Genomic DNA, 25055 nt, shown 5'->3' with positions numbered 1-25055 from the left:
GAGGGGCCGCACTGCATGTGGAAAATGCAAGGGCTTATGAAGGGGAGTCATGAATCAGGGCAGCTGATTCATGGAAGGCTGGCGCTGGCTAGGGTTTCTTCTTGGGCTTGGGCAGGGGCATCAGGGCCGCGGTTTCCTCGATCAGGCGGCGCAGCGCCTCCGGATCGTCGAGCAGCTCGTCGGCGATCGGGTAATCCTTGGCCTCGGGGTAAGGCGGGCCTTTCGGCAGGTCCGGCGCAAGCGTCTCGACCGCCCGGGAGGGTTTGATGAACAGGCTGTTGTCGCAGGCGAAGGCGACCACCTTGCCGTCCAGGTACAGGGCGTATTCGCCGAACAGCTTCTTGTGCGTGAGCCGGCTGCCCAGCCCCGCCACCTCGGTCACGTAGTCCACGAAGCTTCGTTCGGTTGCCATGCGCTGTCCTTGTCGTTTATCCGGCTCACATAATAATGCAAGCCTTCATGCGGGCTTAAGCATTTGGCAAATGGTTCGGATACAGTCGGCTGCTCATCCACTCTTCCTCATGTCAATGAAAGCCAGGCTCTTGACGATCCTCGTTCCCTTGGCGGCCGGCCCGGCGCTGCTCGTCCACGCGGATGCCCCGCCCGCGCCGTTGGCCGCGCCCGCCGAACAGGCTGCGCCGCGCAGCTTCAGCGCGCGCCCGAGCGACGAGGCAATCAGGGCGGCAGTCCGCGCCACGCTGGACGAGATGCCGGCCGGTCCCCTTCCGGCCAGCGGCACCGCGCTCAGCGGCGGCCCCTACCGCGAGTTTGCGCGCAGTTTCTCGGAAGCGGCGAAACCGCATTGCATGGGGCCGAACGCGCTCAAGCACCAGCCGTCCGGCTTCAGTACCAAGAACTGGAACTTCGGCTTCGGCGGCCTGGCCGCACTGCCCTTCTGGGGCGCGGCCATCGCGCGCGGCAAGTGCAGCTGGAACCGCTGAGCTGCGTCAGAGCAGGTCGATCCCATAGCGTTTCACAAGCAGCGCGAACAGCCAGAAGCACAGCAGCGTGATCAGGGTGCAGGCGCCCAGGGTCCACCAGAAGCCGAGCCGCGGCAGCAGCCACGGGAAAGCCAGGAACATGGGCAGGGTCGGCAGCACGTACCAGAAGGTGTACCAGGCGTGGTTCGCGACCCGCGCCGCCGGCTGGTTCTCGATGTGCAGCCAGACCAGGGTCAGGATGGTGATCATTGGCAGGGCCGCGACGAAGCCGCCGAAACGGTCGCTGCGCTTGGCGGCCTCGGACACGAGGACCACCACGGCCGCCGTCAGCAGGTACTTGGTGATGATCCACTTCATCGGCTTACTTGACCGAGAAGCGTACGCTGACGGTCTTCTTGTCGGCGAAGGTGACGGCTGCCACGGCCTTGCTGCCCTTTTCCAGCTTGGCCTCACCCTTCACCACCAGGGTGTTGTCACCACCCGATGCGAGCGGCAGCTGGGTCTTCTGCGTGCCCTTCAGCACGGTCAGGGTACCGGCCGCGCCTGCGGTCGGCTTGTTCTTGCCATGGTCGTCGACGTAAATGGTGGCGCCGCCGTCCTTGGCCACCAGCTCGAAGGACAGGTCGCCCGCCGCCTGCACGATGCCGCCGTGCTTCGGCTTGGCGCCGTGTGCGAGGGCCTGGCCCGACAGGATGACGCCGGCCGCGAGTGCTGCTACTGCAAAGATCTTCTTCATGGTTCTACTCCTAGAAAACATCGGTTAATAAGTATCGCTGCTTTTTTCCGCCAGCAGCCGTTCCAGCGGCCCCCGCCCTACCTTCCAGAAGATGAGGGGCGTGAGCAGCGAATCGAGCAAGGTGGAACTGATCAGGCCACCGAAGATGACGACCGCCACCGGATGCAGGATCTCCTTGCCCGGCGCATCCGCCGCCAGCAGCAGCGGCGTGAGCGCGAAGGCCGCGACCAGTGCCGTCATCAGCACTGGCGTCAGGCGTTCGATCGAGCCGCGCACGATCATCGGCCAGCCGAAGCTTTCGCCCTCGAACTTGCAGAGGTTGATGTAGTGGCTGATCTTGAGGATACCGTTGCGGGTCGCGATGCCGGCCAGCGTGATGAAGCCGACCATCGAGGCCACCGACAGCGACACGCCCGCGATCCACATGGCGATGACGCTGCCGACCAGCGCGAACGGGATGTTCCCCATGATGACCAGCGCCAGGGTCGAGGACCGGTAGCGCGAATACAGCACCAGGAAGATCAGCAGCAGCGAGGCCAGCGACAGGCCGGCGATCAGCCGCTGCGACTGTTCCTGCGCCTGGAACTGGCCTTCGATGCTCACGAAGTAGCCGCCCGGGAGCTGGGTTGCCGCGACGGCCTTGCGTACGTCCGCGATGATGTCCGACATGTTGGAACCGTCGGTGTTCGCATACACGACGATGCGGCGGCGTCCGTTCTCGCGGCCGATCTGGTTCGGACCGTCGCCCTCTTCCACCGTGGCGACGCTCGAGAGCGGGATTTGCCCCGCCGGCGTGTTGAGCATCACGCGGCCCAGGTCCTGCGGCGAGCGGTCGGCATCCGACAGGCGCAGTACCAGGTCGAAGCGGCGCGCGCCGTCGATCACCTGGGTTACGCGGCTGCCTTCCGACAGCGCCTGCAAGGCCTGCAGTACGTCGCCCGCCGCCAGCCCGTGCTGGGCCGCCTTGCGGTAGTCGATGCGTACCTTGACCTGCGGGATCAGGACCTGGCGCTCGACCGAGAGGTCGACCAGGCCGTGCCCGCCCGCCAGACGCCCTTGCAGCCCGTCGGCCAGGCCGCGCAGGGTATCGAGATCGTCGCCATAGATCTTCACGGCGATCTGGGCGCGCACGCCTGACAGCAGGTGGTCGAGTCGGTGCGAGATCGGCTGGCCGATCGCCACCGATGCCGGGATGCTGGAGAGCTGGTTGCGGATGCTCGCCATGACTTCCTCGCGGCTGCGTTCGGACGGCTTCAGGTCGACGTCGATCTCGGACGAATGCACGCCCTCGGCATGTTCGTCCAGCTCGGCGCGGCCGGTGCGGCGCCCGACCTTGGTCACTTCCGGCACTTGCGCGATCAGGGTCTCGGCCAGCGCGCCCATGCGGTTGGCCTCCGCCAGCGAGGTGCCGGGCGTGAAGGTCATGCCCATCACCAGCGAACCCTCGTTGAAGGCCGGCAGGAAGGCACGCGGGAAGAAAGGCACCGAGGCCGCAGCAAGCAGCACCAGGATCAGTGCGCCGGCCAGCATCAGGCGAATGCGTGGCAGCGACCACGCCAGCGCGGCCGTGTCCCATTGCTTCAGGCGGCGCACGATCGGGCTGTCGCCGCTGTGCAGGCGCTTCATTTTCGGCAGGAGGTAGTAGGCCAGCACCGGGGTGACCGTCATCGACACCAGCATCGAGGCCAGGATCGAAGCGATGTAGGCGATGCCCAGCGGCGCGAACAGGCGACCCTCGATGCCCGGCAGCGCGAACAGCGGGATGAACACCAGCACCACGATCACGGTGGCGTAGACGATGCCCGAGCGCACCTCGACCGAGGCATGCCAGATCGTTTCCAGCACCGACCGGCCGCCTTCCGTCCGCTCCTTCAGCCGGCGCATGATGTTCTCGACGTCGACCACCGCATCGTCCACCAGCTCGCCGATGGCGATCGCCAGGCCGCCCAGGGTCATGACGTTGATCGACTGGCCCAGCAGGTGGAAGGCGAGCGCCGTCACCGCCAGCGACAGCGGAATCGCCACCAGCGAAATCAGGGTGGTGCGGGCGCTGAGCAGGAAGGCGAACAGCACGATCGCCACCAGGATGGCGCCGTCGCGCAGCGCCTCGACCACGTTGCCGATCGAGGCGTCGATGAAGTTCGCCTGGCGGAACAGCACCGTCGGCGCCGAGATCCCGGCCGGAAGGCCCTGCTTGAGCTCCGCCAGCGCGGTCTCGATGTCGTGCGTCAGGCGCACGGTGTCGCCGGCGGGCTGCTTCTGCACGCTGACGATCACCGCCGGCTTGCCGTTCATGCCGGCGTCGCCGCGCTTGAAGGCCGGGGCGTAGGCCACGCTCGCGACCTGCTCGAGCAGCACCGGCATGCCGTTGCGGTAGGACACCGCCAGGCCTTGCACGTCCTCGAGGCGGGTCGTGCGGCCCAGGTTGCGGATCAGGTATTCGCGGTTGTTCAGGTCGATGAAGCCGCCACTGGTATTGCCGGCGAAGCCGCGCAGCGCATTGGTGAGCTGTTCGAGCGAGACGCCGAACTGCGCCATGCGCGCCGTATCGGGCTGCACGCGCAGCTGGCGCACTTCGCCGCCGATCGGGATCACCTGCGACACGCCCGGGATCGACAGCAGGCGCGGACGCAGCACGAAGTCGGCGTACTCGCGCGCCTTCATGGGATCGGTCTTGGCGACGTCGATCGGCAAGGCGATCAGCATGATCTCGCCCATGATCGAGGACACCGGTCCCATCATCGGCGAGATATTCCCGGGCAGCTGCTCCTTGACCAGCGTGATCCGCTCGGACACGAGCTGGCGGTTGCGGTAGACGTCGGTGCCCCAGTCGAACTCCGCGTACACGATGGACAGGCCGACGCCCGACACCGAGCGCACCCGGGTCACGCCGGGCATGCCGTTGAGTGAGGTCTCGATCGGGAAGGACACCAGCTGCTCGACTTCCTCGGGCGCCATGCCGCCGGCCTCGGTGAGGACGGTGACGACCGGTTTGTTCAGGTCGGGGAAGACGTCAACCGGGGTACGGTAAGCGCTCAGGGCGCCGTAGACCATCAGCAGCAGCGCCGCCGCCAGGACGAACAGGCGGTTGCGCAGGCTGAATCGAACGATAGTATTGAACATGGGCGCCTTACCTGATCTGGTTGATCAGGGAGGTGCCGCTGACCACGACCCGGTTGTCGGCGCCGAGCCCGCGGGTGACGATCACGGTGCCCGCATCCAGCGCGGTCGCCTCCACCGGCAGCGCGATGAAGCGCTGGGCGCCGGACTTGATCCACACCACGGTTTCATTGGCCGGATTGCGCGCCAGTGCCGCCGCCGGCAGGGCAATGCCCTTCACCGTCGTGTTCAGCTTGGCCAGCACGGTCACCGGTTGTCCGACCGCCAGGTCGAGCTGCGCGCCGCGCGCACGGAAGTTCAGCGGCACGGCGCCTTCGCGCAGGCTGCGCCCGCCGCCGAGCAGGCTCAGTTCGACATTCGCGACCTCGGCCAGGCTCGCGCTGCTGATCTTGCGCGCGAGCGAAGCGTCGGTGGCCATGGCCTCGACCAGCATCTGCTTCGGATCGACGATCTCGAACAACACCTCGCGCGACTCCACCATCTGCCCGTTCAGCACCGACGCGCTGGCGATGACGCCACTGGCGGGAGCGACGATGTTTTCCACGCCGCCGATCGACTTCGCCACGGCGCGTTCCTGGCCGATGGTGGCAGCCAGTTCGGCCTGGGCCGCTTCGATTTCCTTGGCCGGGACTACGCCTTCCAGCGACTTCAGGCGCTGGACACGCTTTTCCAGCAAGCCGCGATTGGCACGCAGCTCGGCCAGCTGGGCCGCCTGGTTGCCGCGTTCGATGGCGTCGCCGATCGGGCGCAGGCGCGCCAGCACCTGTCCCTTGACGACGCGCTGGCCGGCTACCGGCAAGCCCTTCGGGCCGGGCGCGATCTGGCCCGCGAATGGCGCCTGCACCCTGCCCCCGGCGTTCGGGTCGATGGCGGCGCGGCCGTTGAGCAGCACCGTGCGCGCGAACTCGCCCTCTTTCACCATCAGCGTGCGCACGCCCATGCGGCGCTGCGCCAGCTTCGGCACGTTGACGCTGCCGTCCGGCAGGCGCGCCAGGCCGCTGCCGGTGCCCGCCGCTTTTTCATCCAGGTGCTCGCCGTTCGGGCCATGCGCGCCCGGGGAGGCCAACAAGGAAGTCGTGAAGAGGCCGGCAAGGAGGCCGGCAAAGATGCGTTGTTTCATGTTCAGGCTTCCTTGCGTCGACGGATGCGGAGCACGACGGCGAGCGCCGCGATCAGGACAAGTGCTGCAATGGCGGCGAACAGCCAGGGGCGCCATGCCGGGTGCGCGTGGCCATGGTCGTCGGCTGCGGCGCCGACCTGCAGCGTCCCTTCGAGCAGGTCGCTCTCTTCGCCCGCGACCAGGGTGAACAGCAGCGGATGGGCACCCGGCTTCGAAATAGCGGCCAGCAAAGCCGGATCGTCGACGGCGTAGTCGCCCATGTCGGCGTGGAATTTCGCGGTCGCTTTCAGGTTTTTGTACTGGACTTCCAGCGTGCCGTTCAGCACCGGTTCATTGGTCTCGTAGCGGTCGATCATGATCGACAGTTCGCCGCCGGAGAGCTGGCCCACCAGTTCGAAGGCTTCGGTGAAGGTTTCCAGGCGCGGAACGACGGCGCCTGCGGCCGCCGCCGGGGCGTCGAGGTGTTCGCCGTTCGGCCCGTGGGCGCCGGGGCCGGCGGATGCCGCCGACATGGCGAGCATGGCGGCAACGAAGAAGTTCAGGTATTTCATGGAAGGATTCCTAATGCTTGATTGAGTTGCGCATGGGCGTGCCCGATGGCGACTTTTTGCTGGGCCACGGCGACGTCGGCCTCATGGGTCAGCGCGCGCGAGCGCAGCAGGTCGGCCAGGCCGCGTTCGCCCTGGCGGAAGGCCTTCTCGAACAGCGCGGTGTGTTCGTGCAGGGCTTTGGCGCGGGCGATCGCGTCGTCCAGTGCGCCCCTGGCATTCGCCAGCCGTGCCCGTGCCACCTCGACCTCGGCGCCGCTGGTCGCCTGCGCCTCGGCCGCTTCGGCCGCCGCGGTCGCGATCACGGTCCGGGCCTGGGCTTCGACGCTGCGGTTGCGGGCGGCGCTGCCGAAGGGGATCTGCAGGGCGACGCCGACGCTGCGGACCGGCTCGCGGAAGGTTCGCTCTTCTTCGCGGCGCACCGACAGGGCGATGCTCGGCGGCGCCGTGCGGCTGGCTTCCGCCAGGCGCAGGGCGGCACGGGCGCGCTGTTCCGAGGCCTGCGCCGCGGCCAGGCGTGGATTGGCCGGCGCATCGCGCTCCTGCAGGGGCTCCGGTTCCAGCGCGGGCAGTTCCGGCAAGCCGGTCGCCACCTGGAAGCGGGCCAGGGCCTCGGTGGCGGCGGTACGCGCCTTGCCGACCTCGATGCGCGCGGCCAGCACTTCCTGCCCGGCCAGCAGCCCGTCGCTGCGGGCCAGGTCGCCCGCCTTGACGCGGCGCTGTACCTCGTCGGCCAGGCCTTCGAGGTGGTGCAGGTGATCCTGCTTCTCTTCCAGCATGACCTGGGCGGCGGCGGCTTCCCACATCCGGGTGCGGACCAGCCCGGCCACGGCCAGGCGGGTAGCGGCAAGGTGGGCGGTAGCCTCCATGCTGCTGCGTTCGGCGAGCGCTTCGCGGGCCGACTTCTGGCCCGGAAGCCAGAACGAGGACGAGACCGAGATCTCGGATTCGCGCCCTTCCCGTTCGGAACTGCCCTGGTCCCTGCGCTGGGACAGGCCGAGCGTGGGACTGGACGCGAGCCAGGAACCGGCACTGGCGCGGCCAGCAAGCGCTTCGTCCTGGCGCGCTTCGATCGTGCGTGCGGCAGGCGCGCGCTGCCAGGCGCTGTCGACGGCGTGTTTGAGTGTGACTGGCGGTACGGCCTGGGCCCAGCATGGCAGGGCGAAGGCGGCACCGGCAAGGTAAAAGGACAGGCGGCTGGTGCGCATGTTTTCTCCATCGGGTGATCATGAATCACCGGGAGAGGCGCACGCGCGCGACCATGTCGCGCATCAGCTATCGATCAGGCGTCGATCAGGCGTGCGGCATTCCCCCGGCAGCGTGGCCGAGGGCGAGGCGAGGCGGTTTTCGTGGTCCGTCGAGGAAGGGTTCGGGCGCCGCCTGGACGATGAAGGGCATCGGCTCGGGCACCTGCTGTTCCGGCGGGACCGTCAGCGAGGGGACGCTGCAACTGATGGGCTGCGCGCAGGAGTGCTCGTGGACGTGGGCGAAAGATTCATCGGATTCGTCGTAGTGGACCGAACCGTCTTCTTCGTGGTGATGGTGGTGGATGCCCTCTTCGTGCACGAGTTCATGCGCCAGCGATTCGCTGCCATACGCCTGCGGCAAGCCGCCCTGCATGGCAAAACCATACAGGGGCACACACAGCAGCAGGAGAATGTAGATGAAGCGGCGCACGAGAGCATCCCGAAGAAGCGCAAATTATAGCAGCGTGCCGGGTCGGGGATGCTATGTTAACGCTCGCTAATCCCTGCTGCAAATTCGGAGTCGATACGTGGATCTACCTGTGCAAGCCGGCGAGAAGCCGGCCTACAAGCTGTGGCAACTGGTGCTGTACATGCTCAAGCTGGGCGCGGTCGGCTTCGGCGGACCGGTGGCGCTGGTCGGCTACATGCAGCGCGACCTGGTCGAAGGCCGGCACTGGTTCACGGAGGCCGACTACAAGGAAGGACTGGCGCTGTCGCAGCTGGCGCCCGGTCCCCTCGCCGCCCAGCTCGCGATCTACCTCGGTTTCGTGCATTACCGCCTGCTCGGGGCCACCCTGGTGGGCCTCGCCTTCGTCCTGCCCTCCTTCCTGATCGTCGTGGCCCTGGGCTGGGCCTATGTGCGCTTCGGCGGACTGTCGTGGATGCAGGCGGTGTTCTACGGCGTCGGCGCGGCGGTGATCGGCATCATCGTCATGAGCGCGAAGAAGCTGACCGAGAAGAGCGTCGGCAAGGACAGGCTGCTGTGGGCGATCTACCTGCTGCTGGCCGCCGTGACGGTGGCGACCGAATCCGAGATCGCCTGGCTGTTCGTGGCCGCCGGCGTGCTGGTCTGGTTCTGGCGCGCGCCGCCGAAGTGGGCCTCGCGCGGCGGGGTGAACGGGGTGGCCGCGACCCAGTTGCCGCTGCTGGGCAGCCTGTTCGGCGCCGCCGATACGACGGTACTGGTGCAGATCGCCCTGTTCTTCGCGAAGGCGGGCGCCTTCGTGTTCGGCTCGGGCCTGGCGATCGTGCCCTTCCTGTATGGCGGCGTCGTGACGGAACACGGGTGGCTGACGGAGAAGCAGTTCGTCGACGCGGTGGCGGTGGCCATGATCACGCCTGGCCCGGTGGTGATCACGGTGGGCTTCATCGGCTACCTGGTCGCCGGCCTGCCCGGTGCGACGGTGGCCGCGGTGGCGACCTTCCTGCCCTGCTACCTGTTCACCGTGATCCCGGCGCCCTACTTCAAGAAATACGGAAAAGTCCCGGGCGTGGTCGCCTTCGTGGACGGCATCACGGCCGCCGCCATCGGCGCCATCGCAGGCTCGGTCATCGTGATTGCGAAGCGGACGGTGGTCGATATCCCCACCGCCCTCATCGCCATCGTGACGATTGCCCTGCTGTGGCGCTACAAGAAGCTGCAGGAGCCGGTCATCGTGCTGGCCGCCGCCGTCCTCGGGCTGCTCGTCTTTCCGCTGATGCGGGCTTCCTAGAACGCCGCGCGCACGCCGACCGTGAGGTTCCGTCCCGGCAGCGGCGCGATGTCCTTCAGGACCGAGGTCGAGATCCGGATGTCCTCGTCGAGCAGGTTCTTGCCGATGATGAACCAGGTCAGGTCCACGTTCTGGAAGCGCTGGGTGTACGACAGGTTGGCGTCGAGCTGGGTGTAGGCCGGGGTCGGCGTCGATTCGAAGGAGGCCAGGCGTTCCTGCTTCAGCGCGCGCAGCACCGAGACGCCGCCACGCAGCGGGCCCTGGCGGTAGTTCGCTTCCAGGCCGATCCGCTTGGCCGGCTGCAGCGGCAGGCTGCCCGCATCGTCCAGCGAGCCGCGCGACAGGTCACCGAAGGCGCGCAGCGCCAGGCCCTGGGTGTGCGGGTGCTGGTTGTAGCTGATCTCGGCCTCCATGCCGCGGATCGTCGCATTCGCCTGGCGGAAGATGCGCTCGCGCAGTTCGTCGCCCGGATTGCCTTCGTCGTCGAGCAGGGTGTCGTTGACCTCACCATAGATGAAGTCGCGCACGCGGTTCTGGAAGAAGTTGGCCTGCCAGCGCACCAGCCCCTCGACCTTGCGGAACGAGAGCTCGATGTTGCGCGAGGTCTCCTTCTTGAAGTTCGGATTGCCGATGTCGAAGGTCAGGGTCGATTCGTGCGGGCCGCCCGAGTACAGCTCGTCCGCGGCCGGCGCGCGCTGCGCCACCGAGGCGGTCAGGCCCACCGTGTAGTCCCTGGCCAGTGGCCAGACCGCACCGGCCGAGTAGGACAGCAGGTCGAAGCTGCGGCGGCGCGCGCCTTCCGGTTCGCGTTTCACCGATTCCACCCGCACGCCCGCGTTGACGCGCGTCTTGCCGAACTGGCGCTGCTCGACCAGGAAGGCGGCATGGGTGCTTGATACCGTCACCGGCACCGTTGCCGATTCGCCGCTGTCCGCGCTCAGGCCGGAAAAGCGGGTGTGCTCGGTCTGGACGCCGAAGCTGCCTTCCCAGCCTGCCAGCGGCTTGTGCGCCATCTCGAGGCGCGTTTCCGTCGAGCGGTTGGCGAACACGGTCTCCGGTCCGCCCTCGGCATTCAGTTCGACGTGGCCGTAGTCGGTATGGCCGGCCTTGAAGCGCAGCTTCTCGAAGCCCGGCAGCGGCGCATCGAGCTGGCCGTCGATGTCGTAGCGGGTCTGGTCGAGGTCGATCTTCGCGCCCTCGCCGCCCGGAATGCCATAGTGCTTCTTCAGCGAGCTGACCGAGGCGCCGAGGTGGCCGCGCGCGCCGATGTACGAGGCGCCCGCGCCCAGGGTGTGCTGGCGGAGCTCCGAGTTGGCGAGGGTGTCGCCATCGGGCGCGCCCGGGATGTGGTAAGCGCCGGCGTCGCGCCCGCTGCCGTCGACGTGCAGGGCGACCTTGCCGGCGGCGGCATCGCCCGAGAAGGAGACGGCGCGGCCGTGGTCGACGTTGCTGTAGCGGGTCTCGACCACGCCGGTGGGCTTGTCGTGCAGCTCGGTCGGGATGCGCTCGTTGACGACGTTGACCAGGCCGCCGATCGCGCCCGAGCCGTACAGCAGGGCCGCCGGGCCGCGCAGGATCTCGATCTGGCGCGCGGTGGCGGCTTCGCCGGTGACTGCGTGGTCGTTCGACAGGCCGGACAGGTCGGATACCGACATGCCGTTCTCCAGCACCTTGACGCGGTTGCCTTCCAGGCCGCGGATGATCGGGCGCGATGCGCCGGCGCCGAAGGCCGAGGCGGACACGCCGAGTTCATTCGACAGGGTGTCGCCCAGCGAGCTGCCGAGTTTCGTGCGCAGTTCGTCGCCGGCCAGCACCTTGGCCGGCGTGAGGATCTGGTCGCCTTCGGCGGCATTGAAGGGGGTAGCGGTCACGACGACGGTCGCGACGGGCTGGCTGGTGGTCTGGGCAAACGAGAACGGTGCGAGGGCGGCCAGGACCGCGCTCGCCAGGATAGTACGCTGGACGTGCATGATGAATTCCTTGAAACGAATACCGAAAGGACGCGCGTGCGCGGGCGATGCCGGCGCACAGCGGTCAGGAAAGTCAGGACATCAGGCGACGGGAGGAGCGCGGGAAGAGAAATACGGCGTGAACGGCGCATGCCAGGACTCGAATGCGGCCCACTGGGCCAGCACGCGGCCGGCCGGCAGGACCGCCGTGGTGCAGGCCGGGGTATGCAATGCCGGTGATACGGTGGCGGCGTCGTAGGCCAGGCAGGAGTGCGGCACGGCTTTCGTGTCGGTGGGCGACGAGGCGTGCTTGCCAGGGTCGCCCGCTACGGCCACGTGCTGCGATGCGTGCGCGATCCGGTGCGCCAGGCCCTGCCAATGCGCGCAGACCATCGCCAAGGTCAGCATCATGACGATGACCAAGCGGGCGGACCGGAGGCGTGGAAGGCTGGCGAACATCTGTATGGACGAGGTGCCGGAACGTGGGCTGGTGCAGAAGGCAAGCATTATAACGCTCTGACAAGCGAAATGGACAAGCGTCTAGTGCTGCGTGCCGGGGCGGTAGCGCAAGGCCTCGACTACCAGCGCGAAGGCCGGATCGGCAAGCCGGCGGCCGGGGTAATACAGGTGGTAGCCCGACAGTTTCGGCGTCCACCCTTCCAGTACGCTCAGCAGCCTGCCGGCGGCGATATGGCCCGCAACCTGATCCAGCGGCACGTAGGCCAGCCCGAATCCGGCCAGCGCGGCCTCGATGATCAGGTCGATCGTATTGAAGACCAGCGGGCCCTGGGTCCGCACCTTCAGCTCGCGCCCTTCCCTGCTGAACACCCACACATACAGCCCGCCCGAAGTCGGCAGGCGCAGGTTGATGCAGCGGTGCTCGACCAGCTCCTGCGGCGCCTGCGGCGGCTGCTGCTTCCCGAAATAGGCGGGCGCACCGACCACCGCCATCTGCATGTCCGGCGCGATCCGTACCGCGATCATGTCCTTGTCCACCTGCTCGCCCAGCCGCACGCCGGCGTCGTAGCGTTCGGCGACGATGTCGACCAGGCCGTAGTCGAGGATGATCTCGACCGAGATGTCGGGATAGTCCGGCAGGCATGCGCGCAGCGCCGGCCAGATCACCGTCTTCGCCGCATGCTCGACGGAGGAGATGCGGATCACGCCCGCGGGCTTGCCGCGCAGGTCGCCCAGCGCGGCGATGCTGGCGTCGATCTGTTCCAGCGCCGGGGCCAGGGTCTGCAGCAGGCGCTCGCCGGCGTCGGTCGGCGCCACGCTGCGCGTGGTGCGGGTGAGCAGGCGCAGGCCGAGGCTGCGCTCCAGGCGGTTCACGATCTGGCTCAGGGCCGACGGCGACATGCCGAGCCTGGCGGCGGCCCGGGTGAAGCTGCGCTCTTCGACCACCACGACGAAGGCGGTCAGGTCGGCCATTTGTTCACGCTGCATTATGAAGCTCCGCTACATAGTTCATGCAGATTTTACCGCCTAGTCACGGAATCGGCTGCGACTTAGCATGTCCTTGTGCTTCAACAACCAAGGAAACGAGATGAACAAACCCCACTCCCGCAAAGCTTCCCCGTCCGGCCGTCGCAGCGCCCTGCTCGGCGTCTCGGCCCTGGCCGCCGCCAGCCTGCTGCCGCTTCCGGCGCTCGCCGCCGAGGGTGGCGTCCAGCGCCAGGACGTCAGCTTCAAGAACCAGGCAATCGACATGGCGGGCAACATCTACCTGCCGCAAGGTTTCGACAAGGCGCGCAAGCACGCCGCCGTGGTCGTGGTGCACCCCGGCGGCGGCGTCAAGGAACAGGCCGCCGGGCTGTATGCGCAGAAGCTCGCCCAGCAGGGCTTCGTGGTGCTGGCCTTCGACGCCTCGCACCAGGGCGCGAGCGGCGGCCTGCCGCGCTTCCTCGAAGATCCGGCCAAGCGCGTGGAAGACGTGCGCAGCGCGGTCGACTACCTGACCACCCTCGCCTACGTGGATGCGAACCGCATCGGCGCGCTCGGCATCTGCGCGGGCGGCGGCTACGCCGTCAAGGCGGCGACGAGCGAGCGCCGCATCAAGGCCATCGCCACGGTCAGCATGGTCGACATCGGCGCCGCGACCCGCAAGGGTTGGTATGGCGACCAGCAGCCGGAGCAGCAGGCGGCACCCTTGGACGCGGTCGCCAGACAGCGCACGGCCGAGGCCAGCGGCGCCGCGCCGACCTACGTCCCCTATGTCCCGCCGGCGCCGGACGCCGCGACGCCGTCCGACCTGCGCGAGGCCGCGGAGTACTACCTGACGCCGCGCGGCCAGCATCCGAATGCGCCGAACAAGATGCTGTCCACGAGCCTCGACAAGGTACATGCGTTCAGTGCCTTCGACGGGGTCGCGTCCTTTCTGACGCAGCCGGCGCTGTTCATCGCGGGCAGCAAGGCCGGCTCGCAATGGCACAGCCAGGATGCCTACCGGCTGGCCAAGGGGGACAAGGACTTGTTCATCGTCGATGGTGCCACCCACATGACGCTGTATGACGGCAAGGAACACGTGGCCCAGGCGGTCGGCCGGATGGCGCCCTTCTTCAAGCGCGCGCTGTAAGCGCAGGGGGATCCCGGGCCGGGGTCCGCTACAAGGACAGGGTGCCGTCGATGCAGGTGACCGCATTGCCGCCGACCCGGATGACCTCATCCGAGATCGAGAGCCGCAGCACCCCGGCGCGGCCGACCATCTCGCCCTGCGTGGCCAGCAGCTCGCTTCCGAAAGTCCCGAGCTGCCGCGTATGGCGCAGGTAGGCCGCCACGGCGCCGGTGCCGCTGCCGCAGACCGGATCTTCGTTGACGCCATGGGCCGGCGCGAAGGCGCGCACTTCGATGCCAGCCGTACTACCCGGGTCGTGTTCACCGAAGATGACCACGCCCGTATGCCTGCCCTTGATGTCCTGCGCCTTCATGCGCTGCAGGTCCGGCTCGCAAGCCAGTACCGCCCGCGCGCTCGTCAACTGGGCGATCACCCAGCGTGCGCCGACGTCGACCAGGTAGGGAACGACATTCACTTCCAGGTCCGCGCCCAGGATCGATTCCAGTTGCGCGGCCTGGCCGGCGTCCAGCGCCGTCAGGGTCGGTGCGGGCAGTTCGAAGGAAATCCAGGGCGCCCCCTGCCCTTCCTGATCGACGCGCAACTTGACCAGTCCGGCAGCGCATTGCTGCACCAGAGCGCCCTCCTTCGCCGCCACGACGCCCGCTTCCAGCAAGGCATGCGCCGTGCCGATCGTCGGATGGCCGGCGAAGGGCAGCTCGGCGCCGGGCGTGAAGATGCGGACCTGATAGTCCGCGCTTTCGGCAGTCGGCGGCAGCACGAAGGTCGTTTCGGACAGATTGGTCCAGCTGGCGATCTGCTGCATCTGCCCCGCCGAGAGGCCGGCGGCGTCGAGCACGACGGCGACCGGATTGCCCTTGAACGGGACGGTGGTGAAGACGTCGACGGTCTTGAGTGGCAGGCGTGGCATGCTGGTCTCCGGTGAATGATGGTGGTTCAGACTTCAGGCATTCGATGCAGGCGCCGGCGCCGCCCCGGCACGGCCCAGCAGGATGACGCCTGCCAGTCCGGCGCAGATCAGCACGGCGGCGATCAGTTCGGCCTGGCTTGCCTTGAACAGGCCGAGATCGTAGGGCGGATTGACGCGAATCTGCTCGATCAGCAGCCGCTCGATGCCGCCGAGGACCAGATAGACCGAGAACAGCCAGCCGGTCTTGAACGGGTGCCTGCGCAGCTTCCACAACAGCCCGAAACAGGCGATGGCCATCAGCGATTCGTAGATCGGCGTGGGATAGACACCGGGCGCGGCGATGACTTCGCCATAAATATTGTTCTCGTAGGTCTGGGCCCAGAACCAGGTGGGCAGCCATCCGGGCTTGAGCGCCATGTCCGCCGCGATGCCCCAGTCGCCGTCGCCGGAGATCTGGCAGCCGATCCGGCCGATGGCATAGCCCAGCATCATGGCCGGCGCCACCGCGTCGAGCATCGGGCGCGCCGGCAGGTTCCAGCGGCGCACGTAGACGATGCCCGCGATCGTTCCCAGGATCAGGCCACCGAAGACACTCAACCCGGCACGGCTGAAGATCATCGACCAGGGCGAGGCCAGGAACTGGTCCATGTTCTCCAGGATGTGAAACAGGCGCGCGCCGACGATGCCCGCCACCATCACGACAGCCGTCAGGTTGGAAACGAGTTCGTGTGCAGGCCGGGTCTCCCACGTCGCCTTGCCATCCTTGCCCTTGACCAGGCGACGGCCTTGCAACAATCCATCGGTCCGTCCCATCCGGCGCAATTCGGCGCTCAGGCAGGCAGCCGCCGCGAGCATGGCGCATGCCACCAGCAGGCCGAAGGTGGCGAGCGGCAGCGGCAGATCGTAGCCGGTGAGTGCCTTGATCAGGTCGCTCAGGTAGGGATAAGACATTGTCGTGCCCGCCTCAATGATGTCGATCCAGCAATGATAGCAGCACGCTTCCCTAGTCGGATGCGCCGCACAAAAAACAAAAGCGGACCGAAGTCCGCTTTTTTGATGACGCAGCGTAGTGATTAACGCTTGTCGATCGCCGGCACGTCGCGCACCGGCGAGCCCACGAACAGCTGACGTGGACGGCCGATCTTCTGTTCCGGATCGGCGATCATTTCGTTCCACTGGGCGATCCAGCCGATGGTACGGGCCATCGCGAAGATACCGGTGAACAGCGAGACCGGGATGCCCAGGGCCGACTGCACGATGCCCGAGTAGAAGTCGACGTTCGGGTACAGCTTGCGCGAGACGAAGTATTCGTCGTTCAGCGCGATGCGTTCCAGTTCCATCGCCAGCTTGAACAGCGGGTCGTCCTGCAGGCCCAGTTCGTTCAGCACTTCGTGGCAGGTTTCGCGCATCAGCTTGGCGCGCGGGTCGAAGTTCTTGTACACGCGGTGACCGAAGCCCATCAGCTTCACGCCCGAGTTCTTGTCCTTGACCTTCTCGATGAAGGCCGGGATGTTCTCGACCGAGCCGATTTCCTTCAGCATGGTCAGTGCGGCTTCGTTGGCGCCGCCGTGTGCCGGGCCCCACAGGCAGGCAATACCGGCAGCGATACAGGCGAACGGGTTGGCGCCCGACGAACCTGCCAGGCGGACGGTCGAGGTCGATGCGTTCTGCTCGTGGTCGGCGTGCAGGATCAGGATGCGGTCCAGGGCGCGCACCAGCACGTCGTTGACCTTGTACTCTTCGCACGGGTTGGCGAACATCATGTGCATGAAGTTGGCGCTGTACGACAGGTCGTTGCGCGGGTACATGAACGGCTGGCCGATCGAGTACTTGTAGGCCATCGCGACCAGGGTCGGCAGCTTGGCGATCAGGCGGATCGCCGAGATTTCGCGCTGCTTGGCGTCGTTGATGTCGAGCGAGTCGTGGTAGAACGAAGCCAGGGCGCCGACGGTACCGACCAGCACCGACATCGGGTGCGCGTCACGACGGAAGCCACGGAAGAAGAACTGCATCTGCTCGTGGACCATGGTGTGCTTGGTCACGGTGTTGGTGAAGGTCGCCTTCTGCTCGGCGTTCGGCAGTTCGCCGTTCAGCAGCAGGTAGCAGGTTTCCAGGAAGTCGCAATTGACGGCCAGCTGCTCGATCGGGTAGCCGCGGTACAGCAGCTCGCCCTTGTCACCGTCGATGTAGGTGATGCTCGAGTTGCACGAGGCAGTCGACATGAAGCCGGGGTCGTAGGTGAACTTGCCGGTCTGGCCGTACAGCTTGCGGATGTCGATGACGTCCGGGCCGATGGTGCCCTTGTAGATCGGCATGTCGACCGACGGGCTGCCGTCGGAGAACGACAGGGTGGCTTTGGTATCAGAGATATTCATGGCACTTCCTTCTTGTGGGAGTGGATCTATAAACAAAAAACGAAACTTGGCTGTCTCACGCCTGTCGCAGGCGCGCCAGCAGGGCGCGCACGTGCGGCTGGTCGACCTCGCCTTCAGGCTCGGTCCGGCCCAGCAGCAGATCCATCAGCGGGTTGTCCGCCAGGTCGAGCAAGCGGGTCAGCGCATCGACTTCCTCGTCGCTCAATTCTTCTTCATGCGCATCCAGGAAGCGCGTGAGGATCAAATCGTTCTCGAGCAGACCGCGGCGGGCGCGCCAGCGCAGGCGGGCACGGTTGGCGGGGTCGGATTGATGCGTTTTCACTAGAGTCCGTTGTTGGGTCAACATCATACTCCGTAGGCCGGGAATAGGCAGTACGGTACTTTTACTGTATTTGCGGCATCTTTACCGTCGAATGTCGCATGTTGGCGTCGTGTTGCGCCGTGATGCAAACGTGATTTGAACGCGTGGGCGGGAGACCCGCCCACCCTACGAGAATCGTTATCCCGTAGGGTGGGCAAGTTCCTTGCCCACGCGTTCAACGCACGTGGGCAGGTCGAAACGCGGAGCTTAAATCGCGCGACGAACCAGCAGTTCCTTGATCTTGCCGATCGCCTTGTTCGGATTCAGGCCCTTCGGGCACACGTCCGTGCAATTCATGATCGAGTGGCAGCGGAACAGGCGGTACGGGTCTTCCAGGTTGTCCAGGCGCTCGTTGGTGGCTTCGTCGCGCGAGTCGGCGATGAAGCGGTAGGCCTGCAGCAGGCCGGCCGGGCCGACGAACTTGTCCGGGTTCCACCAGAACGACGGGCACGAGGTCGAGCAGCAGGCGCACAGGATGCACTCGTAGAGGCCGTCGAGCTCTTCGCGCTCTTCCGGCGACTGCAGGCGTTCCTTCTCCGGCTTGATCGAGTCGTTGATCAGGTAAGGCTTGATCGAGTGGTACTGCTTGAAGAAGTTGGTCATGTCCACGATCAGGTCGCGGACCACCGGCAGACCCGGCAGAGGACGCAGCACGATCGGCTGGGTCAGCTCATTCAGGTTGGTGGTGCAGGCCAGGCCGTTCTTGCCGTTGATGTTCATTGCGTCCGAACCGCACACGCCTTCACGGCAGGAGCGGCGCAGGGCCAGCGAATCATCGACGTCGGACTTGATGCGCTGCAGTGCGTCGAGCAGCATCTTGTCGGTGTCTTGCAGCTCGACGGTGACGTCTTGCATGTAAGGCTTCGCATCCTTGTCAGGATCGTAGCGGTAGATCTTCAGTTGGACGGTGCGTGCCATGTTTTTACCTGTTCTATACGGGCCGCGCTTCGTACGCGGCCCACAACATAATTAGAAAGTACGGGCCTTCGGCTTGAAGGTGTCGACGGTCAGCGGCTTGGTGACCACAGCCTTGTACTCGAGGCGGTTGCTGTCCGAGAACCACAGGGTGTGCTTCATCCAGTTCTCGTCGTCGCGGTTCGGGAAGTCGCTGTGGGCGTGGGCGCCGCGCGATTCCGGACGTGCGGCGGCCGACACGATGGTCGCTTTCGCGGTCTCGATCAGGTTGTCGAGTTCCAGCGCTTCCACGCGGGCGGTGTTGAACACCTTCGACTTGTCCTTGAACGAGACGTGCTTGCGGCGCTCGTCGAGCTTCATGATTTCCTTGACGCCGGTATCCAGCAGTTCCTGGGTACGGAACACGCCGCAGTACTTCTGCATCGTGGCGCGGATGTCGTTGGCGACGCCCTGCACCTTCTCGCCGCCGGTCGAGGTCTCGAGGCGGTTCAGGCGGTCCAGCGCGAAATCGGCGGCGTCCTTCGGCATCGGCTTGTTGACCTTCTGCTTCAGGTTCGATGCGACGACGTGGTTGCCGGCCGCGCGGCCGAACACCACCAGGTCGAGCAGCGAGTTGGTGCCGAGACGGTTGGCGCCGTGGACCGAGACGCAGGCGCATTCGCCGATTGCGTACAGGCCGTTGACGATCTTCTGGCCACCGGTGCCGTCAGGAGCCACCACTTGACCATGGATGTTGGTCGGGATGCCGCCCATCTGGTAGTGGATGGTCGGGACGACCGGGATCGGTTCCTTGGTCGCGTCGACGTTGGCGAACTTGTGGCCGATTTCCAGGATCGACGGCAGGCGCTTCTTGATGGTGTCGGCGCCGATGTGACGCAGGTCCAGCAGCACGTGGTCCTTGTTCGGACCGCAGCCGCGGCCTTCCTTGATTTCCTGGTCCATCGAACGCGAGACGAAATCGCGCGGCGCCAGATCCTTCAGGGTCGGCGCATAGCGCTCCATGAAGCGTTCGCCATTCGAGTTGATCAGGATACCGCCCTCGCCGCGCACACCCTCGGTGATGAGGACGCCCGCGCCGGACACGCCGGTCGGGTGGAACTGCCAGAACTCCATGTCCTGCAGCGGCAGGCCGGCGCGTGCCGCCATGCCCATGCCGTCACCGGTGTTGATGAAGGCGTTGGTCGATGCGGCGAAGATGCGGCCTGCGCCGCCGGTGGCGAAGATGGTGGTCTTCGCTTCCAGGATCATCACGTCGCCGGTTTCCATTTCGAGGGCCATCACGCCGACCACGTCGCCGTCGGCGTCGCGGATCAGGTCGAGGGCCATCCACTCGACGAAGAAGTGGGTGCGGGCACGGACATTACGCTGGTACAGGGTGTGCAGCAGCGCGTGGCCGGTACGGTCGGCCGCGGCGCAGGCGCGCTGGACCGGCTTTTCGCCGAAGTTCGCGGTGTGGCCGCCGAACGGGCGCTGGTAGATGGTGCCGTCCGGGTTACGGTCGAACGGCATGCCGAAGTGTTCCAGCTCGTACACGACCTTCGGTGCTTCGCGGCACATGAATTCGATCGCATCCTGGTCGCCCAGGTAATCGCCACCCTTGACGGTGTCGAACATGTGCCAGTACCAGTCGTCTTCGCTCATGTTGCCCAGCGAAGCACCGATGCCGCCCTGGGCAGCCACGGTGTGCGAACGGGTCGGGAACACTTTCGACAGCACCGCCACGTTCAGGCCGGCTTCAGCCAGCTGCAGCGATGCACGCATGCCGGAACCGCCGGCGCCAACGATGACCGCGTCAAAGCGGCGGGTAGGGATTGCAGTTTTGATAGCTGCCACGATTACACACTCCAGAGAATTTGCACGGTCCAGGCAGCGCAGGCGAGCAGCCAGAAGATCGTTGCCAGCATCAGGAACAGGCGCAGGCCTGCCGACTTCACATAGTCCATCCAGATGTCACGGATGCCGACCCAGGCGTGATAGAACAGGCCCAGGAAGGTCACCAGCGCGAACAGCTTGAACCACTGGCGCGAGAACAGCCCGGCCCAGCCTTCGTAGGTGAAATTCTGGCCGGTCAGGAAGGAGACCAGCAGCACGACGGTGAACACGGCCATGACGATGGCGGTGATGCGCTGCGCCAGCCAGTCCTTGACGCCGTAGTGGGCGCCGACGACGAGGCGGCGCGGTCCGATGTTATTCTTGTTTGCCATGATTAAAACACTCCGAACAGTTTCAGGCCGACCAGCGCGGTCAGCACCAGGCTGATGACCAGCACCCAGCGTGCGGTCTTCTGCGCAGCATCCTTGTCCAGGGCAAAGTGATTGTCCATGAACAGGTGGCGCACGCCGGCGACGAAGTGGTGCAGGTAAGCCCACGACAGACCCAGCAGGATGATCTTGGCAAACGGATTGCCAACGACACCGCGGAAATGCTCGAACGAGATCTCCGACAGCAGGCTTTCCTGCAGCAGGTAGAGCAGGAACGGCAGGAACAGGAACAGACCGGCGCCGCTCACGCGGTGCAGGATCGACACGATGGCCGATGGCGGCATGCGATATTTACCCGTAATATCACCAATGCCAACGTTGCGGAACTCCGGCCGCCCTTTTTTTGCAGCTTCTCTCACGGCTTCGGACATGAAACACCTCCCTCTATGACGACAGTTTTTTAATGAACCCTTCATTTTCGCCGATTTTGTGGCGGGGCACCAAGCATCTGCATGCAGATATCCGGGGCATCCCTGCGGCGAACCGGGCAGTGTTCGTCGCTTACGCAAAACCAACTTATTTTAATCGCTTCAAGCGATCCCTGCTGTAGGGCGGCCGGCGCCGCCGGCCATCCCACCTTGTTCGTTCAGGCACCCATTACGACAATTCATTCTGGTAATGGTGCCGCGCCGTCGAGTAGATCCCGCGGCGCAGCTCGACCGGCTTGTCCCCGTAACTGAAGGACACCCGGTCCGCGCACAGCAGCGGCGTGCCCTCCGCCACCTTCAGGTGCTCGGCAGCCACCGCATCGGCCGCCACCGCGCGAATCTTCTCGGTCGCCCGGATCATGCGGGTGCCGAATTCCGACTCGAACAGCCCGTACATCGGCCCCTTGTATTCCACCAGGCGCTCCGCCGTCAGGCCCTTGAACAGCTGCCCCGGCAGCCACAGCTCTTCCAGGATGGTCGGCACGCCGTCGAAAGACTGCACGCGCTTGATGTAGACCACGGCATCGCCCGACTTCAGCTCGAGCAGGCGCGCCACTTCCGAGGTGGCGCGGATGCGCAGCACGGCAATGAAACGGTTGTCCGGGTGGTGGGGAATGCCCTCGTCGGGCATCAATCGCAGGAAGCGGAAGTGGGCGCGCTCTTCGGCATGGGTGGCAACGAAGGTGCCCTTCCCTTGCCGGCGCACCACCAGGTGCTCGGCCGCCAGCTCGTCGATGGCCTTGCGCACCGTGCCCTGGCTGACCTTGAAACGTCCTGCCAGCTCGACTTCGCTTGGCATCAGCTCGCCCGGCTTCCACTCGCCCGACTGCAGGCTTTGCGTGATCAGGGCCTTGATCTGCTGGTACAGCGGACGGAACGACGGCGATGCGTCGCTGCCTGGTGCATCGCTGCTGGTGGGCGAAAGGGGGTTCATAGACCGCGATTTCACCACAAAACCCCTACCTAAGTCCAGTATATGACCGCCAAGACATGTGTCTTATATAAGACATATGATATGAATTGACAGATAGAACAGTCGAGGCATAAACTCGCGGTCGGCTTGGACCTCCGTGCCTATCTCTCATACGCGCGCGATATCCAATTGACACGTGCTGCTTTTGGTATCATTGCAGTTTTCCCCAATAAGCAGCTTCGGCTCGACAGTTTTTTTCCCCACTTTGGAGATTCATCATGGCTAAAACCCCAATGCGCGTCGCCGTCACCGGCGCGGCCGGCCAGATCGGCTATTCCCTGCTGTTCCGCATCGCCAACGGCGACATGCTGGGCAAGGACCAGCCGGTCATCCTGCAGCTGCTCGAGATCGACAACGAGAAGGCACAGAAAGCGCTCAAGGGCGTCATGATGGAAATCGACGACTGCGCATTCCCGTTGCTGGCCGGCATGACCGCCCACAGCGATCCGATGACCGCCTTCAAGGATGCCGACGTGGCCCTGCTGGTCGGCGCCCGTCCGCGCGGCCCGGGCATGGAGCGCAAGGACCTGCTGGAAGCCAACGCCCAGATCTTCACCGTGCAGGGCAAGGCGCTGGATGCCGTCGCTTCGCGTAACGTCAAGGTCCTGGTGGTCGGCAACCCGGCCAACACCAACGCCTACATCGCCATGAAGTCGGCCCCGAACCTGCCGGCCAAGAACTTCACCGCCATGCTGCGCCTGGACCACAACCGCGCCCTGTCGCAAGTCGCCGCCAAGCTGAACAAGCCGGTCGGTGCGATCGAGAAGATGGCCGTGTGGGGCAACCACTCGCCGACCATGTACGCCGACTACCGCTTCGCCACCATCGACGGCCAGTCGGTCAAGGACGCGATCAACGACGACGTCTGGAACCGCGACACCTTCCTGCCGACCGTCGGCAAGCGCGGCGCCGCCATCATCGAGGCACGCGGTGCCTCGTCGGCAGCGTCGGCCGCCAACGCAGCGATCGACCACGTGCGTGACTGGGTGCTGGGCACCAACGGCAAGTGGACCACCATGGGCATCCCGTCGGACGGTTCGTACGGCATCCCGGAAGGTACCATGTTCGGCTTCCCGGTGACCACCGAGAACGGCGAGTACACCATCGTCCAGGGCCTGGAAATCGACGAGTTCTCGCGCGAGCGCATCAACCTGACGCTGAAAGAGCTCGAAGAAGAGAAAGCCGGCGTCGCTCATCTGCTGGCCTAAGCTTCACACCCGGCGCGGTCCGCATTGGCGGCCGCGCTAACCGCGCCATGCCGTGTTTGTTGCGGCATGGCCGAATCGTTTCAAGACATACCATGCATCCTTCCGAGGTTTTATTCCAGGGCAAACGCCAGCCGCTCCTCCTCCCCGCCTGCGATCACTACGCCGGCTCGGAGAAGCTGATGCGCAAATCGATGGCCCTGCAACAAGAGCTTGGGCCCGTATTCGACATCACCTTCGACTGCGAGGACGGCGCCGTTGCAGGCGCTGAAGCCGCGCATGCCACCCTGGTGGCGAGCCTGGTCAACAGTGACGACAACCGCTTCAACCGCATCGGCGTGCGCGTGCACGACACCGGCAGCGAGTACTTCGCCAACGACGTCGCCACCATCGTCGGCAGCGCCGCCGAGCGCCTGGCCTATGTCGTGCTGCCGAAAGTCGAGAGCGCCGCTGAAACCATCCGCGCCATCGACCTGATCAACGAACACGCCGTCAGGGCCGGTCGTAACGATCTGCCGGTGCACGTGCTGATCGAGACCCACTGCGCCCTGCGCGAAGCCTACGACATCGCCGCCCTGCCCCAGGTCGAGTGCCTGTCCTTCGGCATCATGGACTTCGTCTCCGCCCACTACGGCGCGGTGCCGGCCAGCGCGATGCGCACCCCGGGCCAGTTCACGCACCCGCTGGTAGTGCGCGCCAAGCTCGAGATGGTCGCGGCCTGCCACGCACACGGCAAGGTGCCCTCGCACAACGTCACCACCGACATCAAGGACAGCGCCGTGGTGGCCAACGACGCCCAGCGCGCCGGCGGCGAATTCGGCTTCACCCGCATGTGGAGCATCCACCCGGACCAGATCAAGCCGATCCTGAAAGCCTTCACGCCGCGCCTGTCCGAAGTGAACGAAGCCACCAACATCCTGACCGAGGCCATGAACGCCGGCTGGGGACCGATCGCCCAACACGGCCGCTTGCACGACCGCGCAAGCTACCGATATTATTGGACCGTTCTGCAGCGCGCGAAGCTGGCCGGCCTTGCGCTGCCGGAAGCCGCTGCGGCGATCGTCAACCAAGCGGATTCCAACCCATGACCCTCCTCCCCCGATTCCTTACCGCCTGCGCCTTTGCGCTGGCGGCCGCCGGCATCTGCGCGCCGCTCCAGGCAGCACCCGAAAAACACCCGAAGGCCGAAGCAGTCCTGAAGGCCAAGGCCAAGCCGAAGGCGAAGTCGAAAAAGGCTGCAGCCGCCACTGCCACTGCCGCTGCCGCTGCCGCAGTCGCCGCTCCGGCCTACGGCGCCGATGTCGTCGATGAGCCGGATATCACCGACACGGTCGTCACCGAGTACGCTTGTGAACTTGGCAACAAGATCACGATCTACACGAACGAAAACGACGGCGCCCACATCGCCCTGCGCTGGAAGAAGCGCCTGCACCGCCTGAGCCGCGTGGGCACCACCACCGGCGCGTTGCGCTTCGAGAACCCGCACTGGGGGCTGATCTGGATCGGCATCCCGGCCAAGGGCATCCTGCTGGATTCGAAGCTGAACCGCCAGCTGGCCAATGAATGCAAGAACGCCCAGCAGGCGGCGCCGATCGTTGCGGCACTGCCCGAGGAAAAGAAAAGCTGATCCGCGGCACACGCCCTGGATCGGCTCATTGTTTTGGTATTGAAATAACAATATC

26 protein-coding genes are annotated in these 25055 nt (G+C 65.8%); 6 read left to right on the top strand and 20 right to left on the bottom strand.

The annotated features are described in order from the left end of the window. Positions 1–88 precede the first annotated feature (88 nt). Positions 89–412 (bottom strand): TfoX/Sxy family protein, encoded by a 324-nt coding sequence (locus ACSQ25_RS07155; RefSeq protein ID WP_436105018.1) that lies wholly within the window; start codon positions 410–412, stop codon positions 89–91. 130 nt (positions 413–542) lie between these two features. Between ACSQ25_RS07155 and ACSQ25_RS07150 the strand changes: the two genes are divergently transcribed. Next, complete coding sequence (locus tag ACSQ25_RS07150; RefSeq protein WP_436105017.1) at positions 543–941, top strand: hypothetical protein; 399 nt, start codon at positions 543–545, stop codon at positions 939–941. Positions 942–947: 6 nt separating this feature from the next. On the opposite strand, the gene ACSQ25_RS07145 is transcribed toward ACSQ25_RS07150, so the two are convergent. The 7 genes from ACSQ25_RS07145 to ACSQ25_RS07115 form a co-directional block, all read right to left on the bottom strand. Beyond that, positions 948–1298: a DUF3147 family protein gene (locus ACSQ25_RS07145; protein ID WP_436105016.1), complete on the bottom strand. Its 351-nt coding sequence runs from the start codon at positions 1296–1298 to the stop codon at positions 948–950. Positions 1299–1302: 4 nt separating this feature from the next. Further along, the gene (locus tag ACSQ25_RS07140; RefSeq protein ID WP_436105015.1) at positions 1303–1677 is read right to left on the bottom strand and encodes a hypothetical protein; all 375 of its coding nucleotides are present in this window, start codon (positions 1675–1677) and stop codon (positions 1303–1305) included. A 24-nt stretch (positions 1678–1701) separates the two neighbouring features. Next, entirely contained in the window at positions 1702–4800 is a 3099-nt protein-coding gene (locus ACSQ25_RS07135) for an efflux RND transporter permease subunit (protein ID WP_436105014.1), read from the bottom strand. Between the two features lie 7 nt (positions 4801–4807). Next, entirely contained in the window at positions 4808–5917 is a 1110-nt protein-coding gene (locus tag ACSQ25_RS07130) for an efflux RND transporter periplasmic adaptor subunit (protein WP_436105013.1), read from the bottom strand. Between the two features lie 2 nt (positions 5918–5919). Continuing rightward, complete coding sequence (locus ACSQ25_RS07125; protein WP_436105012.1) at positions 5920–6468, bottom strand: hypothetical protein; 549 nt, start codon at positions 6466–6468, stop codon at positions 5920–5922. Beyond that, complete coding sequence (locus ACSQ25_RS07120; protein ID WP_436105011.1) at positions 6465–7673, bottom strand: TolC family protein; 1209 nt, start codon at positions 7671–7673, stop codon at positions 6465–6467. Before ACSQ25_RS07120 ends, ACSQ25_RS07125 begins: the two co-directional genes overlap by 4 nt. 85 nt (positions 7674–7758) lie before the next feature. Further along, complete coding sequence (locus tag ACSQ25_RS07115; protein WP_436105010.1) at positions 7759–8142, bottom strand: hypothetical protein; 384 nt, start codon at positions 8140–8142, stop codon at positions 7759–7761. 97 nt (positions 8143–8239) lie between these two features. On the opposite strand from ACSQ25_RS07115, the gene ACSQ25_RS07110 reads away from it, so the two are divergent. After that, entirely contained in the window at positions 8240–9424 is a 1185-nt protein-coding gene (locus ACSQ25_RS07110; RefSeq protein ID WP_436105009.1) for a chromate transporter, read from the top strand. On the opposite strand, the gene ACSQ25_RS07105 is transcribed toward ACSQ25_RS07110, so the two are convergent. From ACSQ25_RS07105 to ACSQ25_RS07095, 3 genes are all read right to left on the bottom strand, one after another. After that, positions 9421–11394, bottom strand: a complete 1974-nt coding sequence (locus ACSQ25_RS07105; protein ID WP_436105008.1) for a TonB-dependent receptor — start codon at positions 11392–11394, stop codon at positions 9421–9423. The two genes, ACSQ25_RS07110 and ACSQ25_RS07105, sit on opposite strands and share 4 nt — an antisense overlap. Before the next feature lie 81 nt (positions 11395–11475). After that, positions 11476–11784 carry a hypothetical protein gene (locus ACSQ25_RS07100; RefSeq protein WP_436105007.1) on the bottom strand — a complete coding sequence of 103 codons (309 nt, stop codon included), beginning with the start codon at positions 11782–11784 and terminating at the stop codon, positions 11476–11478. A 129-nt stretch (positions 11785–11913) separates the two neighbouring features. Then, positions 11914–12819: a LysR family transcriptional regulator gene (locus ACSQ25_RS07095; RefSeq protein ID WP_436105006.1), complete on the bottom strand. Its 906-nt coding sequence runs from the start codon at positions 12817–12819 to the stop codon at positions 11914–11916. A gap of 100 nt (positions 12820–12919) precedes the next feature. Here ACSQ25_RS07095 and ACSQ25_RS07090 point away from each other — a divergent pair, with 100 nt between their 5' ends. After that, positions 12920–13948, top strand: a complete 1029-nt coding sequence (locus ACSQ25_RS07090) for an alpha/beta hydrolase (RefSeq protein WP_436105005.1) — start codon at positions 12920–12922, stop codon at positions 13946–13948. Between the two features lie 28 nt (positions 13949–13976). Here ACSQ25_RS07090 and ACSQ25_RS07085 read toward each other — a convergent pair whose 3' ends face one another. From ACSQ25_RS07085 to ACSQ25_RS07045, 9 genes are all read right to left on the bottom strand, one after another. Next, entirely contained in the window at positions 13977–14855 is an 879-nt protein-coding gene (locus tag ACSQ25_RS07085) for a PhzF family phenazine biosynthesis protein (protein WP_436105004.1), read from the bottom strand. 33 nt (positions 14856–14888) lie between these two features. Next, on the bottom strand, positions 14889–15806 hold the full coding sequence (locus tag ACSQ25_RS07080) for a prolipoprotein diacylglyceryl transferase (RefSeq protein WP_436105003.1): 918 nt from the start codon (positions 15804–15806) through the stop codon (positions 14889–14891). 122 nt (positions 15807–15928) lie between these two features. Continuing rightward, positions 15929–17230, bottom strand: a complete 1302-nt coding sequence (gene gltA, locus ACSQ25_RS07075) for a citrate synthase (protein WP_436105002.1) — start codon at positions 17228–17230, stop codon at positions 15929–15931. 55 nt (positions 17231–17285) lie between these two features. Further along, positions 17286–17576, bottom strand: coding sequence for a succinate dehydrogenase assembly factor 2 (locus tag ACSQ25_RS07070; protein ID WP_436105001.1), 291 nt, complete (start codon positions 17574–17576; stop codon positions 17286–17288). 222 nt (positions 17577–17798) lie between these two features. Continuing rightward, positions 17799–18509 (bottom strand): succinate dehydrogenase iron-sulfur subunit, encoded by a 711-nt coding sequence (locus ACSQ25_RS07065; RefSeq protein WP_436105000.1) that lies wholly within the window; start codon positions 18507–18509, stop codon positions 17799–17801. A 51-nt stretch (positions 18510–18560) separates the two neighbouring features. Continuing rightward, positions 18561–20339 carry a succinate dehydrogenase flavoprotein subunit gene (sdhA, locus tag ACSQ25_RS07060; RefSeq protein WP_436104999.1) on the bottom strand — a complete coding sequence of 593 codons (1779 nt, stop codon included), beginning with the start codon at positions 20337–20339 and terminating at the stop codon, positions 18561–18563. 2 nt (positions 20340–20341) lie between these two features. Continuing rightward, positions 20342–20710 (bottom strand): succinate dehydrogenase, hydrophobic membrane anchor protein, encoded by a 369-nt coding sequence (gene sdhD / locus ACSQ25_RS07055; protein ID WP_436104998.1) that lies wholly within the window; start codon positions 20708–20710, stop codon positions 20342–20344. A 2-nt stretch (positions 20711–20712) separates the two neighbouring features. Next, the gene (gene sdhC, locus ACSQ25_RS07050; RefSeq protein WP_436108034.1) at positions 20713–21126 is read right to left on the bottom strand and encodes a succinate dehydrogenase, cytochrome b556 subunit; all 414 of its coding nucleotides are present in this window, start codon (positions 21124–21126) and stop codon (positions 20713–20715) included. A 238-nt stretch (positions 21127–21364) separates the two neighbouring features. Continuing rightward, on the bottom strand, positions 21365–22129 hold the full coding sequence (locus ACSQ25_RS07045; protein WP_436104997.1) for a GntR family transcriptional regulator: 765 nt from the start codon (positions 22127–22129) through the stop codon (positions 21365–21367). A gap of 257 nt (positions 22130–22386) precedes the next feature. Here ACSQ25_RS07045 and ACSQ25_RS07040 point away from each other — a divergent pair, with 257 nt between their 5' ends. From ACSQ25_RS07040 to ACSQ25_RS07030, 3 genes are all read left to right on the top strand, one after another. Then, complete coding sequence (locus ACSQ25_RS07040) at positions 22387–23376, top strand: malate dehydrogenase (RefSeq protein ID WP_436104996.1); 990 nt, start codon at positions 22387–22389, stop codon at positions 23374–23376. A gap of 92 nt (positions 23377–23468) precedes the next feature. Next, positions 23469–24461 (top strand): HpcH/HpaI aldolase/citrate lyase family protein, encoded by a 993-nt coding sequence (locus ACSQ25_RS07035; RefSeq protein ID WP_436104995.1) that lies wholly within the window; start codon positions 23469–23471, stop codon positions 24459–24461. Beyond that, positions 24458–25000 (top strand): hypothetical protein, encoded by a 543-nt coding sequence (locus ACSQ25_RS07030; protein ID WP_436104994.1) that lies wholly within the window; start codon positions 24458–24460, stop codon positions 24998–25000. Before ACSQ25_RS07035 ends, ACSQ25_RS07030 begins: the two co-directional genes overlap by 4 nt. Positions 25001–25055: the final 55 nt, after the last annotated feature.

Source organism: Massilia sp. LjRoot122, assembly GCF_964252725.1.
GTDB lineage: Bacteria > Pseudomonadota > Gammaproteobacteria > Burkholderiales > Burkholderiaceae_D > Telluria.
The sequence above is the reverse complement of the archived record's forward strand: the minus strand, read 5'-3'. Positions and strand labels throughout refer to the sequence as shown.

Coding starts and splice junctions, on each gene's coding strand:
- ACSQ25_RS07155 (WP_436105018.1), bottom strand. CDS start 412: ATGGCAACCGAACGAAGCTTCGTGGACTACGTGACCGAGGTGGCGGGG.
- ACSQ25_RS07145 (WP_436105016.1), bottom strand. CDS start 1,298: ATGAAGTGGATCATCACCAAGTACCTGCTGACGGCGGCCGTGGTGGTC.
- ACSQ25_RS07140 (WP_436105015.1), bottom strand. CDS start 1,677: ATGAAGAAGATCTTTGCAGTAGCAGCACTCGCGGCCGGCGTCATCCTG.
- ACSQ25_RS07135 (WP_436105014.1), bottom strand. CDS start 4,800: ATGTTCAATACTATCGTTCGATTCAGCCTGCGCAACCGCCTGTTCGTC.
- ACSQ25_RS07130 (WP_436105013.1), bottom strand. CDS start 5,917: ATGAAACAACGCATCTTTGCCGGCCTCCTTGCCGGCCTCTTCACGACT.
- ACSQ25_RS07125 (WP_436105012.1), bottom strand. CDS start 6,468: ATGAAATACCTGAACTTCTTCGTTGCCGCCATGCTCGCCATGTCGGCG.
- ACSQ25_RS07120 (WP_436105011.1), bottom strand. CDS start 7,673: ATGCGCACCAGCCGCCTGTCCTTTTACCTTGCCGGTGCCGCCTTCGCC.
- ACSQ25_RS07105 (WP_436105008.1), bottom strand. CDS start 11,394: ATGCACGTCCAGCGTACTATCCTGGCGAGCGCGGTCCTGGCCGCCCTC.
- ACSQ25_RS07100 (WP_436105007.1), bottom strand. CDS start 11,784: ATGATGCTGACCTTGGCGATGGTCTGCGCGCATTGGCAGGGCCTGGCG.
- ACSQ25_RS07095 (WP_436105006.1), bottom strand. CDS start 12,819: ATGCAGCGTGAACAAATGGCCGACCTGACCGCCTTCGTCGTGGTGGTC.
- ACSQ25_RS07090 (WP_436105005.1), top strand. CDS start 12,920: ATGAACAAACCCCACTCCCGCAAAGCTTCCCCGTCCGGCCGTCGCAGC.
- ACSQ25_RS07085 (WP_436105004.1), bottom strand. CDS start 14,855: ATGCCACGCCTGCCACTCAAGACCGTCGACGTCTTCACCACCGTCCCG.
- ACSQ25_RS07080 (WP_436105003.1), bottom strand. CDS start 15,806: ATGTCTTATCCCTACCTGAGCGACCTGATCAAGGCACTCACCGGCTAC.
- gltA (WP_436105002.1), bottom strand. CDS start 17,230: ATGAATATCTCTGATACCAAAGCCACCCTGTCGTTCTCCGACGGCAGC.
- ACSQ25_RS07070 (WP_436105001.1), bottom strand. CDS start 17,576: ATGTTGACCCAACAACGGACTCTAGTGAAAACGCATCAATCCGACCCC.
- ACSQ25_RS07065 (WP_436105000.1), bottom strand. CDS start 18,509: ATGGCACGCACCGTCCAACTGAAGATCTACCGCTACGATCCTGACAAG.
- sdhD (WP_436104998.1), bottom strand. CDS start 20,710: ATGGCAAACAAGAATAACATCGGACCGCGCCGCCTCGTCGTCGGCGCC.
- ACSQ25_RS07045 (WP_436104997.1), bottom strand. CDS start 22,129: ATGAACCCCCTTTCGCCCACCAGCAGCGATGCACCAGGCAGCGACGCA.
- ACSQ25_RS07040 (WP_436104996.1), top strand. CDS start 22,387: ATGGCTAAAACCCCAATGCGCGTCGCCGTCACCGGCGCGGCCGGCCAG.
- ACSQ25_RS07035 (WP_436104995.1), top strand. CDS start 23,469: ATGCATCCTTCCGAGGTTTTATTCCAGGGCAAACGCCAGCCGCTCCTC.
- ACSQ25_RS07030 (WP_436104994.1), top strand. CDS start 24,458: ATGACCCTCCTCCCCCGATTCCTTACCGCCTGCGCCTTTGCGCTGGCG.